This is a genomic window from Kineosporia sp. R_H_3 (genome assembly GCF_002198675.1).
Taxonomy (GTDB): Bacteria; Actinomycetota; Actinomycetes; order Actinomycetales; family Kineosporiaceae; genus R-H-3.
The window spans coordinates 1-15,841 of sequence record NZ_MWLL01000117.1 but is presented as its reverse complement, the minus strand read 5'-3'; the positions used below and the strand labels follow the sequence as shown (position 1 = coordinate 15,841).

Annotated in this window: 16 protein-coding genes; 13 read left to right on the top strand and 3 right to left on the bottom strand. The window is 74.9% G+C overall.

Annotated features, from left to right (window positions below):
- Positions 1-134: 134 nt before the first annotated feature.
- The 9 genes from steA (at position 135) to ECOMGDLI_RS11630 (ending at position 9,785) form a co-directional block, all read left to right on the top strand.
- Entirely contained in the window at positions 135-1,376 is a 1,242-nt protein-coding gene (steA, locus tag ECOMGDLI_RS11670) for a putative cytokinetic ring protein SteA (protein WP_088317006.1), read from the top strand.
- Positions 1,377-1,392: 16 nt separating this feature from the next.
- Entirely contained in the window at positions 1,393-2,469 is a 1,077-nt protein-coding gene (locus ECOMGDLI_RS11665) for a copper transporter (protein ID WP_088317005.1), read from the top strand.
- A complete protein-coding gene (locus tag ECOMGDLI_RS11660; RefSeq protein ID WP_088317004.1) occupies positions 2,466-3,329 on the top strand; it encodes a hypothetical protein in 864 nt (287 codons plus the stop codon). The genes ECOMGDLI_RS11665 and ECOMGDLI_RS11660 overlap by 4 nt, the downstream gene beginning before the upstream one ends.
- Entirely contained in the window at positions 3,326-4,960 is a 1,635-nt protein-coding gene (gene murJ, locus ECOMGDLI_RS11655; RefSeq protein WP_158220979.1) for a murein biosynthesis integral membrane protein MurJ, read from the top strand. Before ECOMGDLI_RS11660 ends, murJ begins: the two co-directional genes overlap by 4 nt.
- A complete protein-coding gene (locus tag ECOMGDLI_RS11650; protein WP_088317002.1) occupies positions 4,957-6,045 on the top strand; it encodes a glycosyltransferase family 4 protein in 1,089 nt (362 codons plus the stop codon). The genes murJ and ECOMGDLI_RS11650 overlap by 4 nt, the downstream gene beginning before the upstream one ends.
- A gap of 127 nt (positions 6,046-6,172) precedes the next feature.
- The gene (locus ECOMGDLI_RS11645; protein ID WP_088317001.1) at positions 6,173-7,885 is read left to right on the top strand and encodes a CTP synthase; all 1,713 of its coding nucleotides are present in this window, start codon (positions 6,173-6,175) and stop codon (positions 7,883-7,885) included.
- A 92-nt stretch (positions 7,886-7,977) separates the two neighbouring features.
- Complete coding sequence (locus tag ECOMGDLI_RS11640; protein WP_088317010.1) at positions 7,978-8,541, top strand: NUDIX hydrolase; 564 nt, start codon at positions 7,978-7,980, stop codon at positions 8,539-8,541.
- Positions 8,542-8,605: 64 nt separating this feature from the next.
- Positions 8,606-9,286 carry a DUF4190 domain-containing protein gene (locus ECOMGDLI_RS11635; RefSeq protein WP_143447660.1) on the top strand — a complete coding sequence of 227 codons (681 nt, stop codon included), beginning with the start codon at positions 8,606-8,608 and terminating at the stop codon, positions 9,284-9,286.
- A 103-nt stretch (positions 9,287-9,389) separates the two neighbouring features.
- Positions 9,390-9,785 carry a hypothetical protein gene (locus ECOMGDLI_RS11630; RefSeq protein WP_088316999.1) on the top strand — a complete coding sequence of 132 codons (396 nt, stop codon included), beginning with the start codon at positions 9,390-9,392 and terminating at the stop codon, positions 9,783-9,785.
- Between the two features lie 129 nt (positions 9,786-9,914).
- Here the strand turns inward: ECOMGDLI_RS11630 and ECOMGDLI_RS11625 are convergent, their stop codons facing one another.
- From ECOMGDLI_RS11625 to ECOMGDLI_RS11615, 3 genes are read right to left on the bottom strand one after another with little or no spacing between them, the layout of a single operon-like run.
- Positions 9,915-10,415 (bottom strand): N-acetyltransferase, encoded by a 501-nt coding sequence (locus tag ECOMGDLI_RS11625; RefSeq protein WP_198954782.1) that lies wholly within the window; start codon positions 10,413-10,415, stop codon positions 9,915-9,917.
- Positions 10,412-11,065, bottom strand: coding sequence for a hypothetical protein (locus tag ECOMGDLI_RS34595; protein ID WP_088316998.1), 654 nt, complete (start codon positions 11,063-11,065; stop codon positions 10,412-10,414). The genes ECOMGDLI_RS11625 and ECOMGDLI_RS34595 overlap by 4 nt, the downstream gene beginning before the upstream one ends.
- Complete coding sequence (locus ECOMGDLI_RS11615; protein WP_088316997.1) at positions 11,062-11,682, bottom strand: shikimate kinase; 621 nt, start codon at positions 11,680-11,682, stop codon at positions 11,062-11,064. Before ECOMGDLI_RS11615 ends, ECOMGDLI_RS34595 begins: the two co-directional genes overlap by 4 nt.
- A 225-nt stretch (positions 11,683-11,907) precedes the next feature.
- Here ECOMGDLI_RS11615 and xerD point away from each other — a divergent pair, with 225 nt between their 5' ends.
- From xerD to scpB, 4 genes are all read left to right on the top strand, one after another.
- Positions 11,908-12,849 (top strand): site-specific tyrosine recombinase XerD, encoded by a 942-nt coding sequence (gene xerD, locus ECOMGDLI_RS11610; protein WP_088317008.1) that lies wholly within the window; start codon positions 11,908-11,910, stop codon positions 12,847-12,849.
- Positions 12,850-13,070: 221 nt separating this feature from the next.
- A complete protein-coding gene (locus ECOMGDLI_RS11605; protein WP_088289813.1) occupies positions 13,071-13,997 on the top strand; it encodes a ParA family protein in 927 nt (308 codons plus the stop codon).
- A 97-nt stretch (positions 13,998-14,094) separates the two neighbouring features.
- Positions 14,095-15,042 carry a ScpA family protein gene (locus ECOMGDLI_RS11600; protein ID WP_233153416.1) on the top strand — a complete coding sequence of 316 codons (948 nt, stop codon included), beginning with the start codon at positions 14,095-14,097 and terminating at the stop codon, positions 15,040-15,042.
- Positions 15,039-15,788: an SMC-Scp complex subunit ScpB gene (gene scpB, locus ECOMGDLI_RS11595; RefSeq protein ID WP_233153415.1), complete on the top strand. Its 750-nt coding sequence runs from the start codon at positions 15,039-15,041 to the stop codon at positions 15,786-15,788. The genes ECOMGDLI_RS11600 and scpB overlap by 4 nt, the downstream gene beginning before the upstream one ends.
- Positions 15,789-15,841: the final 53 nt, after the last annotated feature.

The window sequence follows — 15,841 nt, the reverse complement described above, 5'->3', positions numbered from 1 at the left end:
GCCGCACCCGCCCGGAGCACACGACGACCAACCAGCCCGAAGCCCGGGAACCCCGAAGAGAGAAAGCGGCAAACCAGGACACGCCCACATCCGGGCGAAGATCTCCCAGGACATGGGACGATCGACCGGTGAGGATGCCGCAGACGAGACGACGTCAGGAGCCCGGCACGGGCCCCGGCGTGGTCGGCATCGCCCGGGTCGACACGCGGACCAAGAACCTGACGAAGCGGCTCAAGCCCGGGGACGTCGCGGTCATCGACCACAGGGACATCGACCGGGTCTCCGCGGAGGCGCTCAAGGCGTGCCGGCCGGCGGCGGTCGTCAACGCGGCGGCGAGCATCAGCGGCCGCTACCCGAACCTGGGTCCCGAGATCCTCATCGAGGCCGGGATCCCGCTCGTCGACGAGGTCGGCCCGGACGTCATGACGGCGCTCCACGAGGGCGAGGTCGTGCGGCTGCACGAGGGCTGCGTCTACGTCGGCGAGGACCTCGTGTCGAAGGGCGTCGAGCAGACCTCGCAGACCGTGACGGCGGCGATGGACGAGGCCCGCGCAGGGCTCGCCGTCCAGCTCGAGGCGTTCGCCACCAACACGATGGAGTACCTGCGCAAAGAGCGCGACCTGCTCCTGGACGGGGTCGGCGTCCCGGACATCACGACGCAGATCGACGGCCGCCAGGTGCTCATCGTCGTCCGCGGGTACCACTACAAGGAGGACCTCGCGACGCTGCGCCCGTACATCCGCGAGTACCGGCCGATCCTCATCGGGGTCGACGGGGGAGCGGACGCGATCATCGACGCCGGGTACACCCCGGACATGGTCGTCGGCGACATGGACTCGGTGAGCGACCGGTCGCTGACGTGCGGCGCCGAGATCGTCGTCCACGCCTACCGGGACGGCCGGGCGCCCGGGCTCGAGCGGGTGCAGGCGCTCGGGGTGGAGCCGGTGGTGTTCCCCGCGACGGGCACGAGCGAGGACGTCGCGATGCTGCTCGCCGACGACAAGGGCGCCTCGCTCATCGTCGCGGTCGGGACCCACGCGACGCTCGTGGAGTTCCTCGACAAGGGGCGCTCCGGGATGGCCAGCACGTTCCTCACCCGGCTGCGGGTCGGTAGCAAGCTCGTGGACGCCAAGGGCGTCTCGCGGCTGTACCGGCAGCGGATCAGCAACCTCCAGCTCGGCGTCCTCGTCGTCGCCGGGCTGCTCGCCGTGACCGTGGCGCTCTACGCCACCGGTACCCTTCCGGCGGTCGTCTCGGTCGTGGCCGCCCGGCTCGACGACGTCATGTCGTGGATGCGGGGCTGGTTCGTCGACGCCAAGCCCGAGGCCTTCGCGCCGTGGTCCGGCACCGCCGGCCCCCACCTGACGGGCATCTGATCGAGCTGATGGGCACATGATCGACTTCCGGTACCACCTCGTCTCCCTCGTGTCGGTCTTCATCGCCCTGGCCGTCGGGATCCTGCTCGGGGCGGGGCCGCTGCAGCAGCCGCTGGAGCAGGGGGTCTCGCTGACCCTGCAGCAGCAGGTCGAGGCGCTGCGCGCCGACCGGCAGCAGCTGCGCGACCAGCTCGACTCCTCGCAGGCCGGCGTCTCGCACCGCGACGAGGTCATCACCGAGCTCGGCCCGCAGGTCGTCGCCGGTCGGCTGCCGGGGCGCAGCGTCGTCCTCGTCGTGCTCCCGGACGCCGCGACCGACCGGGTCGGTGCGCTGACGCGCACGGTCGAGGCTGCGGGCGGCACGGTCGTCGGCCGGCTCGAGATCGAGGACGGCTGGACCGATCCCGCGCAGGCCGCGGACCGCGAGGACCTCGCGACGAAGCTCGTCGCCGGGCTGCCGGCGGGGTCGCCGGTCATCGCGGGTGCCGAGAGCGACCCGGACGCCGTCCTCGCGGGGCTGCTGGCCCGGGCGCTCGTGGCGCCGACGGCCGCCGTGGCAGGGACCCCGGACCCGGCGGCGGTGGCGATCCTCGACGGGATGCGGGAGGCCGGGCTCGTCCGGGTCGCCGGGTCCCTCGACAGCCGGGCCGAGCTCGCCGTCGTCCTCGCCCCGGGCGTCGAGTCCGCGACGGTCACCGCGACCACCTCGCCGTCGGCGACGACGTCGGGGACCGCCGGTGCTTCTGCCTCCCCGAGCCAGGCCCCCGAGGACCGCGCGGGTGCCTGGAACGCGCTCGCTCTCGCCCTGGACAGCGCGTCGTCCGGCACCGTCGTCGTCGGTCCGGGCTCGTCGGCGACCTCCGGCGGCGTCGTGGCGGCCGTCCGCGGGGACGCCGACCTCGAGGGCAAGGTGACGACGGTCGACACCGGCGGGACGGCGATGGGCGACGTCACGACGGTCGTGGGCCTCGCCGAGCAGCTGTCGGGCCGCGCGGGCCGGTACGGCTTCGGTGCCGGTGCGACGGGCCCCCTGCCGGAGCTCGCCGCGGTCACGGCCGCCGGGGGCACGCCGTCGGCGACGGCGACGCCGTGAGCCGCCGGGTCTTCGTCGCGGGCGCCGTCGGCGCCGGGCTCGCCCGGGCCGCCTGGACGGCGCTGCGGACGGCGCCGCCCGGCGGGGCCGCGCGCTGGACGCGCACCAACCACGCGGGGGAGCCGATCACCCTGCTCGAGGGTCCGGCGTACGCGGCCGCCGCGGCGGGCGCCGTGCTCCTGGCCCCCGGTCTGCCGCCGCGGGTCCGCGCGGGCGCCGTCCTCGCGACGGCCGGAGCGGCCGCCTTCGGGATGCTCGACGACCTCGGCGAGACCGGCACGAGCAAGGGCCTCAAGGGGCACCTCGGCGAGCTCGCCCGCGGCCGGCTCACGACCGGCGGGGCGAAGGTGCTCGGGATCGGGGTCACCGGGCTCGCCGCCGCGGCCCTCGCGCTGCCGCCGGACGGCGGTCGGGACGACGGCGCGAGCGGCTCCGGCCGGCTGGCCCGGCTCGTGGACGTCGCAGCGTCCGGTGCGCTCGTCGCGGGCAGCGCCAACCTGCTCAACCTGCTCGACCTGCGCCCCGGCCGGGCGCTCAAGGCGACGTTGCTGTGGGCGGCGCCGCTCGCGGCGACCTCCGGCCCGGGCGGCGCGCTCGCCGCCGCCGCGGCCGGGCCCGCCGTCGCGCTGCTCCCCGAGGACCTGGGGGAGCGCGCGATGCTCGGCGACACCGGTGCGAACGCCGCCGGGGCCCTGCTCGGCACCGCGCTCGTCGCCGGCACCGGCCGCCGGACCCGGCTCGCCGTCCTCGCCGGCGTCGTCGCGCTGACCCTCGCGAGCGAGCGCTGGAGCTTCACGAAGGTGATCGCCTCGACGCCGGGCCTGCGCGAGCTCGACGCCCTCGGCCGCCGGCCCCGGTGACCCGCGGGCGCGGCGCGCGGGCCGGGACGCTCCTCGGCTCCGCGGCGCTCATCGCGGCGGTCACGCTGCTGGCCCGGGCGACCGGGTTCGGTCGCTGGCTCGTGTTCTCCCACGAGGTCTCCGCGCAGTGCGTCGGCAACGCGTACTCGACGGCGAACCAGGTGCCGAACGTGCTGTTCGAGGTCGCGGCGGGCGGCGCCCTCGCCGGCGCCGTCGTCCCGCTGCTCGCGGCACCGCTGACCCGTGGCCGCGAGGGCCGCGCCGACGTCGATGCCACGGCGTCCGCCCTGCTCACGTGGGCCGTCGCCGTGCTGCTGCCGGTGTCATTGCTCGTCGCGGTACTCGCCGGCCCGCTCACCGACGCCCTGCTCGGCAGCCCCGAGTGCCCGGGCCAGCGTGACCTCGCCGTCCGGATGCTCCTCGTCTTCGCTCCCCAGGTCGTGCTCTACGGCATCGGGACCGTCCTCGTCGGGGTGCTCCAGGCGCACCGCCGGTTCTTCTGGCCGGCGCTGGCACCGCTGCTGTCGAGCGTCGTCGTCATCGGTGCCTACGCGGCGTTCGGCGCGACGGCCGCGGGCCGGCAGGACGACGCGGCGGGGTTGCCCGGTGGCGCGGAGGCCTGGCTGGCCTGGGGGACGACGGCGGGTGTCGCGGCGATGACGCTCCCGCTGCTCGTGCCGGTGCTGGCGACCGGCACCCGGCTGCGGCCCTCGTTCGCCTTCCCGCCGGGGGTGGCCGTCCGGGCCCGGGCCTTGGCGTTCGCGGGTGTCTCGGCGCTGCTCGCCCAGCAGGCGAGCGTCGTCGCCGTCGTCTGGCTGGCCAACCACGGCGGAGTCGAGTCGACGCTCAACGTCTACCAGTACACCCAGGCCGTCTACGTGCTGCCGTACGCCGTCCTGGCGGTCCCGCTCGCGACGAGCGCCTTCCCGCGCCTCGCGGAACGGGCGGCGACCGGTGACCGCACCGGCTTCGCGGCGGCGGCGGCCGGCACGACCCGCGTGATCGTCCTCGTGGCCGTCCTCGGCGCCGCGGTCGTCGCCGCGACCGCCCCGGGGGTCGGTGCGTTCTTCGCCGCCCTCGACCGCGGCGACGTCGGCCGGATGCCGGACGCCCTCACCGCGACGGCCCCCGGGCTCGTCGGCTTCGCGCTCGTCGCACACGTGGGGCGGGCGCTCTACGCCCTCGAACGCGGCCGCGCCGCGGCGGTCGCGACGGCCGCCGGCTGGCTCGTCGTCACCGTCGGGTCGGTCGTCGCGGTCGTCGCCGGCAGCGGTGACGACGCCGTGGTCAACCTCGGCGTCGGGTCGAGCGTCGGGATGACCGTCGGGGGAGTGCTGCTGCTCGTCGCGCTCGCCCGCGCGGCCGGCCGGGAGGCGCTCGCCGGGCTGCGCCGGACCGGGCTCGTCGCGCTCGCCGGCGGCCTGCTCGGCGCGGTCGCGGGCCGGGCCGCCGCGGACGGCGTGCTCGGTGCGCTCGCCGCGAGCGCTTCTGCCGCAACGGCTTCCGGCGGGTCGGCCGCCCCAGGGCTGGCGGCCGCGGCGGCGGCTGGCATCGTGACCCTCATGGTGCTCGCAGCGGTCACGGCAGCCTTCGACCGTGACGTCCTGCGCCGGGTCCGGGGTGCCGCATGAGGGTGCTCCTCACGCTCGGGACGAGCGGCGGCGGGGTCGGCCGGCACGTCCGCGCGCTCGAGCAGGGCCTCGCCGCGGCCGGCGCCGACGTCCGGGTCGCCGGGCCCCCTGCGACCGCGCAGGCGTTCGGCTTCGAGCGCTTCGACCCCGTCGAGGTGAGCGACCGGCCGCGCCCCGGCGACGTCGCCGCCGTCCGTCGGCTGCGCCGCCTCGGCCGCGACGTGGACGTCGTCCACGCGCACGGGCTGCGGGCCGGGGCGCTCGCCGTCCTGGCCCGGGCCGGGGCCCGGCGCGGCCGCCGCCCGGCGCTCGTCGTCACGCTCCACAACGCCCTCGTCTCGGGCGGCCGGATCGCCGCGGTCCACGCCGTCCTCGAGCGCCTCGTCGCCCGCGGTGCGGACGCCGTCCTCGTCGTGAGCGGCGACCTCGGCGCCCGGATGCGCGCGCTCGGCGCGTCACAGGTCGACCTCGCCGTCGTCCCCGCGCCCGTCCGTGAGCCCACCCCCGGCATCCTCCCGGCCGCCGTCCGGGCCGCGCTCGGGGTGCCGGAGCGCGCCGCGCTGCTCGTCACCGTCGCCCGCCTGGCGCCGCAGAAGGGCCTCGACCTGCTCCTGGACGCCGTAGGCCGCCTCGGTGCGGACGGCGTGCCCGTGCACGCCGTCGTCGCCGGTGGCGGCCCGCTGGCCGCGCCCCTGCAGGCCCGGATCGACGCCGAGCGGCTGCCGGTCCGCCTCCTCGGCCACCGGGACGACGTCCCCGACCTGCTCGCCGCCGCGGACGTCGTCGTGTCGCCGAGCGTGTGGGAGGGGCAGCCCCTCAACCTCCGGGAGTCGCTGCGGGCCGGGGCGGCCATCGTCGCGACCGAGGTCGGCGGCGTCGCAGCCGTCGTCGGGGACGCCGCGGTGCTCGTCCCGTACGGCGACCCGGCGGTGCTCGCGGACGCCGTCGCGAAGGTCGTCACCGACGCCGACCTGGCCGCTGACCTGCGCCGACGCGCCGTCGCGCGGGCAGGGACGCTGCCGACCGACGCGGACGCCGTGGCGCAGGTCCGGGCGGTCTACACCGCCGTCGTCCGACCGGCCTGAGCGCACCGGCGCGCGCGGTCGCGGCACTCGTCACCGTCCGCGCTCGGGACATCACCGACTCGCCCGGACGCAGGCAAACGGGGGAGGCGCACCGAACCCCGCCCGACGACTGTTAGGCTCGAAGCCCGTGGCGCAGCGGACTGAGCGGGCAGCGGGAAAGTCGTCGACGAGGCACATCTTCGTCACCGGGGGCGTGGCCTCCTCACTCGGCAAGGGGCTCACGGCCTCGAGCCTGGGTCATCTTCTTCGAGGGCGCGGCCTGCGGGTCGCCATGCAGAAGCTCGACCCCTACATCAACGTCGACCCGGGGACGATGAACCCGTTCCAGCACGGGGAAGTCTTCGTGACGGACGACGGGGCCGAGACCGACCTCGACATCGGGCACTACGAGCGGTTCCTCGACGTCGACTTCGAGCGGTCGGCGAACGTGACGACCGGCCAGGTCTACTCGGCGGTCATCGCCAAGGAGCGGCGCGGTGAGTACCTCGGCGACACCGTCCAGGTCATCCCGCACATCACCAACGAGATCAAGGCCCGGATGCGCGCCCAGGCGGCGCACGACCCGGGTCTCGACGTCATCATCACCGAGATCGGCGGCACGGTCGGCGACATCGAGTCGCTGCCGTTCCTCGAGGCCGCCCGGCAGATCCGCCAGGACGTCGGCCGCGACAACGTCTTCTTCGTGCACGTCTCGCTCGTGCCGTACCTCGCGCCGAGCGGCGAGCTGAAGACGAAGCCGACCCAGCACTCGGTCGCCGCGCTGCGCAGCATCGGCATCCAGCCGGACGCCATCGTCTGCCGCGCCGACCGGGACATCCCCGAGGGCGTCAAGCGCAAGATCGCCTCGATGTGCGACGTCGACGAGGAGGCCGTCGTCACCGCGGTCGACGCGCCGTCGATCTACGACATCCCGAAGGTGCTCTTCGACGAGGGCCTCGACGCGTACGTCGTCCGCCGGCTCGGCCTGTCGTTCCGGGACGTCGACTGGACGAAGTGGAACGAGCTGCTGCGCCGGGTGCACCGGCCCGCGCACCGGGTCGAGGTCGCGCTCGTCGGCAAGTACGTCGACCTGCCCGACGCGTACCTGTCGGTCACCGAGGCGCTGCGCGCCGGCGGTTTCGACCGGGACGCCAAGGTCGACATCCGCTGGGTCGCGTCCGACACGTGCGAGACGCCCGAGGGCGCGCGCCGGATGCTCCACGGCGTGGACGCCGTGTGCGTGCCGGGCGGGTTCGGCGTCCGGGGCATCGAGGGCAAGCTCGGCGCGCTGCGCTGGGCCCGCGAGAACCTCGTCCCGACGCTGGGCCTGTGCCTGGGCCTGCAGTGCATGGTCATCGAGTTCTCCCGGAACGTCGCGGGTCTCGAGGGGGCGAGCAGCACCGAGTTCGACCACGACAGCGCGCACCCCGTCATCGCGACGATGGAGGAGCAGAAGCAGATCGTCGCGGGCAGCGGGGACATGGGCGGCACGATGCGCCTGGGCTCCTACCCGGCACTTCTCGCGGAGGGCTCCGTCGTCCGCGAGGCCTACGGCGCCGAGCGGATCACCGAGCGGCACCGGCACCGCTACGAGGTGAACAACTCCTACCGGGAGCGCCTCGAGCAGGCCGGGCTCGTCTTCTCCGGGGTCTCGCCGGACCGCTCGCTCGTCGAGTTCGTCGAGCTGCCGCGCGACGTCCACCCGTACTACGTCTCGACCCAGGCCCACCCGGAGTTCAAGTCCCGCCCGGACCGCGCGCACCCGCTCTTCGCTGGGCTCGTCGGTGCGGCGCTGGAGCGGCAGTCGTCCGAGCGGCTCCTCGAGGTCGAGGCCGCCGGCGCCGCGTCGGTCACCGCGTGACGGCGGACGAGGGCGGGGTCGACGGGCCGGGGCTGCTCGCGGACGTCCCCGGCGGGCGGCCCGTGCTCGGCACGTCGGTCGCGCACCGGGGGATGATCTGGGACGTCGTCCGCGACCGGGTCGACCTCGGGGAGGCCGGCGTCGTCGAGCGCGAGTACGTGCGGCACACCGGCGCCGTCGGGGCGCTCGCGATCGACGACGACGACCGGATCCTCCTGCTGCGCCAGTACCGGCACCCGGTGCGGCACGAGCTGTGGGAGCCGCCCGCCGGGCTGCTCGACGTCGCCGGGGAGCCGCCGCACCTCACCGTGCAGCGCGAGCTCGCCGAGGAGGCCGACCTCGTCGCGAGCGACTGGTCGGTGCTCATCGACTGGTTCAGCTCTCCGGGCGGCATGAACGAGGCGATCCGGGTCTACCTCGCACGCGGCCTGTCACCCGTCCCCGAGGCCGACCGGCACACCCGCACCGGCGAGGAGCACGGCATGCCGCTGCGCTGGGTGCCCCTCGACGAGGCGAAGGACGCCGTCCTCGGCGGCCGGATCCACAACCCGGCAGCCGTCGTGTCGATCCTCGCCGCCTGGGTCGCCCGCGCCGAGGGCTGGACGACGCTGCGCCCGGCCGACGCGCCGTGGCCGCAGCACCCCGGGAGCCGTTGAGCCGAACGGGTCCCCGCAGGCAGGCCCGGCATCCCGCCCGGTGAAGATCCACTACCGTGCGGCCATGACGCAGCCTCCCTGGGGCCCGCCGTCCGGACCCGCGTTCGAAGGGCCGGACCTGCGGCCTGCCGGCCCGCCGCCCGTCAAGGGCACCAACGGGTTCGCCGTCGCCGGACTCGTCCTCGGCATCCTCGGCGGCGCCCTCCTGTCGACGGTCTTCTCGCTCGTCGCGCTGAGCCAGATCAAGAAGAACGGCGGCCAGGGGCGCGGGATGGCGATCGCCGGGCTGGTGCTGTCCGGGCTGTGGGTCGTCGGCGTCGTCACCGTGGTCGCGATCGGCCTGTCGTCGACGGCGGACCGGGGCGGCTCGGGGGAGGTCGTCGGCGCCGGTTCGGTGTCCGTCAAGGACCTCCGCGTCGGGGACTGCGTCGAGGAGTGGGCCGAGAAGGCGTCCGTCCTGACGGTCCGGCTCACCCCGTGCGCCCAGCCCCACGACGCCCAGGTCGTGGCGGAGGACGACCTCGTCACCCGCGACGAGGCGTACCCCGGTGACGACGAGGTCAGCCGGATGGCGGAGGACCTGTGCTCGGGCAAGGTCGACGCGCTGGACGACTCCCGGCTGCCGGAGACGGGCTCGATCGCCTACTTCCGCCCCCTGGAGGCCTCGTGGCAGGACGGCGACCGGAAGGTCTCCTGCCTCGTCGTCGCCGACGTCCCGATGACGAGTTCGCTCCTCGGCTCCTGACCCGTCCGCAGATCTCCCGGTATCTCCGGTTCGTGCACCTCCCTCCATCCCGTCGGACGCGTCCGCAGGCCCGCGGACGGCCGACACGCAGGGGGAACCTGAGATGCCCAGTGAGTTCGACGCCAGGATCAAGCTCGTCTACCCCGTCGACAGCGGGACGTTCTTCACCGTCGACGACGTCGCGCGCGGCGACGCGTTCGACGTCATCGCCAACGTCGAGATCGGCCCGCAGCTCAACGGGGTCGTCGACGCGTTCGACCTCAAGATCGGGGTCGTCAACCTCACGCAGTCCAAGAGCGTGGACGTCGTCAACCTCAACGGCGCGCTGACGCCGACGGTGGCGCCGTTCACGTCCGAGGAGCGCGTGACGATCCCCGCCGGCTGGCAGACGAAGGCCGACGTCGGCGACGTGCTGCAGGTGACGGCGTCTTACAAGGTCACCGCCGGGGCGAACACCGACTTCTCGACCGCGATGAGCGACACCTTCGTGGTCTCCTGAGCCGGGAACCGCTGCAGCGCAACAGAACAGCACCGTGACGCAGCAGGGCGGGCGGGCCGACGGCCCCCCGCCCTGCCGCGATCTCCGGGTCTTCCGGCCCCGTGGCGGAGGCGCCGGGGGACCGCCGGGTCAGAGGGCCTTGACCATGATCAGACAGGGGCTGCCGGGCCACAGGTCGAGGTTCTCCTCCAGCGGCTCGAACCCGTTGCTCGCGTAGAACGCCCGCGTCCGTGCGTAGAAGGGATCGGGGTCGCTGGGGCCGAGCGTCTTGACCTGGAGGAGCCGGACGCCGTCCGCACGCAGGTCCCCCTCGGCAGCGGCGAGCAGCGACCGCCCGACGCCACGACCGTGCCACGGCGGGGCGACGGCAATGAGATGGACCTCGGCGGCCACCGGGAAGTGCCGTGCCGTCACGAGGACGCCGACGACGTCCCCGGACGACGGGTCGGTCCCGGCGCCCGGCTCCACGGCCTCCGGCGCGCAGGCGAGGTACGTCGGGTGCGTGACGGAGTGTCGGACGTACTCCAGCAGCGGCTCCTCCATGCCGAACCAGTCCGGCAGCGCGCGCAGGATCCGTTCGACGGCGGCGGCGTCGTGCCGTCCGCGAACGACGACCACCGGGGTGCTCATGCGCCGCTGGTCCCGCCCAGGGCTGCGGGGGACGCGCGAACGGGCCTCGGCCGGACGCCGGCCCGGCGCTGCTCGAGCGCGGCCAGCCGGGCGACGACGTCGGCGTCGTCGCGGCGCCAGGCCTCGACGGCGTCGGGGGAGATCCGGGCGATGTCGTGCACCGGTCGCGTCGCGAGCGCGCGGAGCGCGAGCAGGCTCTGGCCGCCGGGCATCGCCGCGAGTGCCGCGGTCTCGCCGGCGCGGCGGGCGAACCGGTACCGGGCCGGCAGCCAGAGCAGGACGACGGACAGCACCGGCGCGAGGGCGACGACGAGCGCGAGCGGCAGGGCCAGGCCGGTGACCCGGTCGCCGAGGTCGCGGCCGGCGTCCGCGATCGTCTGGGCGGCACCGCCCGCGGCGGTGAACGGCTTGCCGAAGGTGTCGCCGACGAGCGGGACCTGACCGGCCTGGTCGGCCGCGCCGTCGAGGCCGTCCTTGATGCCCGCCGCGCCGCCCTGCACCCGGTAGCCGACGTCGCCGACGGACCGCACCGCGTCGTCCACGGCCATCGCGAACCGCACCCAGAACCAGGACCAGACGACGACGGCGACGTCGGCGCCGACCTGGAGCAGCGCCCGCAGCGGGGACGACGAGTACGGCCGCAGCGTCACCGGTCCGCCCTCCGTCCCGCCGCGGCGACGACGCGCCGCTCGACGTCGTCGACGAGGGCGGCGACGGACGCCTGCCGGGTCGCGACGTCGGCGGCGGGGTCGACGGGGTCCAACCGGACGGCGACGTCGGCGACCTGCTCGAAGAGCGGACGGCGCCGGGCGTCCATGCCGCGGAGCATCTCCAGCAGGTCGGGGCCGTACTGCGGGCGGTGGCCGCCGAGGTGCTGCCGGGCCACGAGCTCCTCGGGCCGGGCGTCGAGCCAGACGACGACGGCCCGCCCCGCGAGCGCCTCGCGGCACTCGGGGACCTCGACGACGAACGCCGCGCAGGCGACGACGGCGGCCGGTTCGGCCGCGACGGCGTCGAGCACGTGCTGGGCCTCGAGCGCGTGCAACCCGTCGGCGCCGCGCTCCGCGACGAGTTCGGCCGCCGTCCGGCCGGTCGCGGCCTGCAGGTCGACGTCGCTGTCGCGCAGCGCCCGGCCCCAGCGCCGGGCGAGGGCGGTCGCGACCGTCGTCTTGCCGGCCCCCATGAGCCCGGTGACGACGACCGGCACCCCGGGGACGGGGTCGTGGTGCTCCTGGGTGACGGGATCGGTCACGTCGTGGGTGGTCACGGTTCGGTCTCCTCCCGCGCGGGCCCCGGCGGCCGCGCGGCCAGCATAGGGACGCTGCGGCGACCCGCCCGTGAGCACGCAAAGCGGTGCACCGTCGGACCCCGGTCCTAGAGTGACGGCACCGGTGCGCCGCCCCTGCGCGGCGCTCCACGGCCGGGGGAGGTGCGCCCGCTGACGCTCACAGGTGACGACGTCGACACCGGGCCTGCCCTCGTCGCCCCGACCGTGGTCCGGGCGGCGGCGCGGTCGCCGCTGGAGCGCGCCGTCCGGGGCTACCTCGAGCACCTCGGCGTCGAACGCGGGCTCGCGGCGAACACGCTGTCCGCCTACCGGCGCGACCTCGACCGGTACGTCGCCTTCCTCGCGGCCCGCGGCGTCCGCACCCCCGGGGAGATCACCGAGGAGCACGTCAGCGGCTTCCTCACCGCGATCCGGACCGGCGAGGACGGCCGCGCGGTGCTCAAGGAGACCTCCGCCGGCCGGGCGATCGTCGCCGTCCGCAACCTGCACAAGTTCCTGCTCCTCGAGGGCACGGTCACCGGGGACGCCGCGGTCGACGTCCGCCCGCCGACGACCGCCAAGCTGCTGCCGAAGCCGATCACGGTCGCGGAGGTGACCCGGCTGCTCGACGCGGTCGCGCTGCCCGGCACGCCGTCCGCCGTCCGCGACCGGGCCCTGCTCGAGCTGCTCTACGGCTGCGGCGCCCGGATCAGCGAGGCCGTCGGGCTGGACGTCGACGACCTCGACCTCGACGAGGGCCTCGCCCGGTTCCGCGGCAAGGGCGACAAGGAGCGGATCGTCCCCGTGGGCAGCTTCGCCGTCGCCGCGCTCGAGGCCTACCGGGTGCGCGTCCGGCCGGCGCTCGCGGCCCACGGCCGGGGGACGCCCGCGCTCTTCCTCAACACCCGCGGCGGCCGGCTGTCCCGGCAGAGCGCCTGGTCGGTGCTCCAGGTGGGCGCGGAGCGGGCCGGCCTCGCGGGCCGGGTCTCGCCGCACACCCTGCGGCACTCGTTCGCGACGCACCTGCTCGAGGGCGGGGCCGACGTCCGCGTCGTCCAGGAGCTGCTCGGGCACGCGTCGGTCGCGACGACGCAGATCTACACCAAGGTGGCGCCGGAGACGCTTCGCGAGGTCTACGCGGCCGCACACCCCCGCGCACTCGGCTGAGAGAGCGACTTGATACGGTCTGCGTGACCATTCGACCACCATCTGTCGATCTTTCGGCCCGGAATGCCGTGACAGCGGCCTCCCGCCTTGAGTGCCTCGCGACGCGCCGACTAGGTTCACAGCGCCGAGGGCACCCACGGGGGACGATCGTCGTGGCACGTCCTGGCCGTCGCCTGCGGTACCTCCCCCGGGATGTGCGTGCCGAGCGAAGGACTGCGGAGATGGGACCGGTCGTGACGAACCAGACGCAGGAGAGTGCCACCTTGGCCCTCGACGTCGGTGACGGGCTCGACAGCCTGCGCGCCGGGGCAATCGGCCCGACCGGTCGCCCCATGCCGAACTTCCCCGTGCCCCAGCCCCTGGCGGCGCACGGCCCCGCGCGCATCATCGCGATGTGCAACCAGAAGGGCGGGGTCGGCAAGACGACGAGCACGATCAACCTCGGCGCCGCCCTCGCGGAGTACGGCCGCCGGGTGCTGCTCGTCGACTTCGACCCGCAGGGCGCCCTCTCGGTCGGTCTGGGGATCAACCCCCACGACCTCGAGAAGACGGTCTACAACCTCCTCCTCGACCGCACGGTCGACGTCCGCGAGGTGCTGCGCCGCACGCCGATGGCGGGCTGCGACCTGCTGCCGGCGAACATCGACCTGTCGGCCGCAGAGGTCCAGCTCGTCAGCGAGGTCGCCCGGGAGCAGATCCTCGGCCGCACGCTGCGCCCGCTCATGGACGAGTACGACGTCGTCCTCATCGACTGCCAGCCGTCGCTCGGCCTGCTCACGGTCAACGCGCTCACGGCCGCGCACGGGGTCGTGATCCCGCTGGAGTGCGAGTTCTTCGCGCTGCGCGGGGTGGCCCTGCTCGTCGAGACGATCGAGAAGGTCAAGGACCGGCTCAACCCCGGTCTGGAGATCGACGGCATCCTCGCGACGATGTACGACCCGCGCACGCTGCACAGCCGCGAGGTCGTCGCCCGGGTCGTCGAGGCGTTCGGCGACCAGGTCTTCCACACGGTCATCGGGCGCACGGTGAAGTTCCCGGATGCGTCCGTGGCCGCCGAGCCGATCACGAGCTACGCGAGCAGCCACTCGGGTGCGTACGCCTACCGGCTGCTCGCCCGCGAGCTCATCGCACGGGGCGACGCCGCCTGACGGACGGCGACCGCCGGGCCAGGCCGTAGGCTTACCCTTCGTGCCTCCTGCTCCGTCCGCACCTTCGCAGACCCCCGGTCCCGGTGGTCTCGAGGTCGTGCCCGACGGAGTTCAGGCGGGGATCGGGCTCGTCCCGGGCGGGCCGCTCCCGGGTCGTTCGCCGGGTTTCGAGGTCCACCTCGACAACTTCGACGGCCCGTTCGACCTGCTCCTGGGCCTGATCTCCAAGCACAAGCTCGACGTCACCGAGATCGCCCTCGCCAAGGTCACCGACGACTTCGTCGCGTGGATCAAGGCCAAGGGCAAGGAGTGGGACCTCGACGAGGCGAGCGAGTTCCTCGTCGTCGCGGCCACCCTGCTCGACCTCAAGGCCGCCCGGCTGCTCCCGCAGGCCGAGGTCGAGGACGACGAGGACCTCGCCCTGCTCGAGGCCCGCGACCTGCTCTTCGCGCGGCTCCTGCAGTACCGGGCGTTCAAGGACGTCGCCGCGACGTTCGCGCAGCGGATCGCCGAGGAGAACCGCCGGCAGCCGCGCGCGGTCGCCGTCGAGCCCCGGTTCGCCCAGCTGCTGCCCGAGCTCGTCCTCGGCATCACCCCCGAGCAGCTCGCGATGATCGCCGCCAAGGCGATGACGCCCAAGGTCGCGCCGCAGGTCGGCCTGGCCCACCTGCACGCCCCGCCGGTGAGCGTGCGGGAGCAGGCGGCGCTCATCATCGACCGGCTCCGCCGGACCCGGTCGGCGAGCTTCCGGGTGCTCATCGCGGACGCCGAGGAGACGATCGTCGTCGTCGCCCGCTTCCTCGCGCTGCTCGAGCTGTTCCGCGAGGGCGCGCTCGCGTTCGACCAGGTCACGCCGCTCGGCGAGCTGACCATCCGGTGGACCGGCTCGGACGACGAGGACGTCGTCGTCGAGGTCGACGAGTTCGAAGGGGCGCCCCCGCCGCCCGAGGACGACGTCGCCGAGTCCGTCACCGACGAGGACATCGCGGCGCTCGGCGCCCCGGTCACCCAGACCGACGAACCACAGGAAGGCCAGGACCAGTGAGCCAGTCCACCGACGCCGCACCCGCGACCGCGGACGACGTCGCCCCCGAGGTCGCCGACGTGGCGGAGCCCGTCGTGGCCGAGCCCGAGCCGGTTGAGCCCGAGCCGGCCGAGCCCGAGGCGGCCGCGGCACCGGCACCGGAACCGGTGTCCGCGACGACCGAGGAGCAGCAGTCCCTCGACCTCGACGCCCTGCCGTCGGGCGCCCGCGGCGCCGTCGAGGCGGTGCTCATGGTCGTCGAGGAGCCCATCGACGAGGTGTCCCTGGCGTCCGCGCTGGGCCTGACGACCGACCGGGTCGGCTTCGTCCTCGCCGAGCTCGCCCAGGAGTACGACGAGCAGGGCCGCGGCTTCGAGCTGCGGCACGTCGCCGGCGGCTGGCGGATCTACAGCCGCACCGACTACGCGCCCGTCGTCGAGCGCTTCATGCTCGACGGCCAGACCGCCAAGCTCACCCAGGCGGCGCTCGAGACCCTCGCGATCGTCGCGTACCGGCAGCCCGTGAGCCGGGCCCGGGTCGGCGCCGTCCGCGGGGTCAACGTCGACGCCGTCATGCGCACCCTCGTCACCCGCGGCCTCGTCGAGGAGGCCGGCACGGACCCCGAGTCGGGCGCCGTGCTCTACCGCACCACCACCCAGTTCCTCCAGCGGCTCGGGCTTTCCTCGCTCGACGAGCTGCCGGCTCTCGCGCCCTTCCTGCCCGAGGTCGACGCCCTTGACGAGCTGGGTCTCGGAGGCACGGCATGAGCGGCGACAGCGGACGGTCCGGCGGCGGCAGGTGGGGAGGGTCCGGCGGCGGA

What these genes read in the sequence shown, in the direction of transcription:
- steA (WP_088317006.1), top strand. Translation starts at nt 135, where the DNA reads ATGCCGCAGACGAGACGACGTCAGGAGCCCGGCACGGGCCCCGGCGTG.
- ECOMGDLI_RS11665 (WP_088317005.1), top strand. Translation starts at nt 1,393, where the DNA reads ATGATCGACTTCCGGTACCACCTCGTCTCCCTCGTGTCGGTCTTCATC.
- ECOMGDLI_RS11650 (WP_088317002.1), top strand. Translation starts at nt 4,957, where the DNA reads ATGAGGGTGCTCCTCACGCTCGGGACGAGCGGCGGCGGGGTCGGCCGG.
- ECOMGDLI_RS11640 (WP_088317010.1), top strand. Translation starts at nt 7,978, where the DNA reads ATGATCTGGGACGTCGTCCGCGACCGGGTCGACCTCGGGGAGGCCGGC.
- ECOMGDLI_RS11635 (WP_143447660.1), top strand. Translation starts at nt 8,606, where the DNA reads ATGACGCAGCCTCCCTGGGGCCCGCCGTCCGGACCCGCGTTCGAAGGG.
- ECOMGDLI_RS11630 (WP_088316999.1), top strand. Translation starts at nt 9,390, where the DNA reads ATGCCCAGTGAGTTCGACGCCAGGATCAAGCTCGTCTACCCCGTCGAC.
- ECOMGDLI_RS11625 (WP_198954782.1), bottom strand. Translation starts at nt 10,415, where the DNA reads ATGAGCACCCCGGTGGTCGTCGTTCGCGGACGGCACGACGCCGCCGCC.
- ECOMGDLI_RS11605 (WP_088289813.1), top strand. Translation starts at nt 13,071, where the DNA reads ATGGGACCGGTCGTGACGAACCAGACGCAGGAGAGTGCCACCTTGGCC.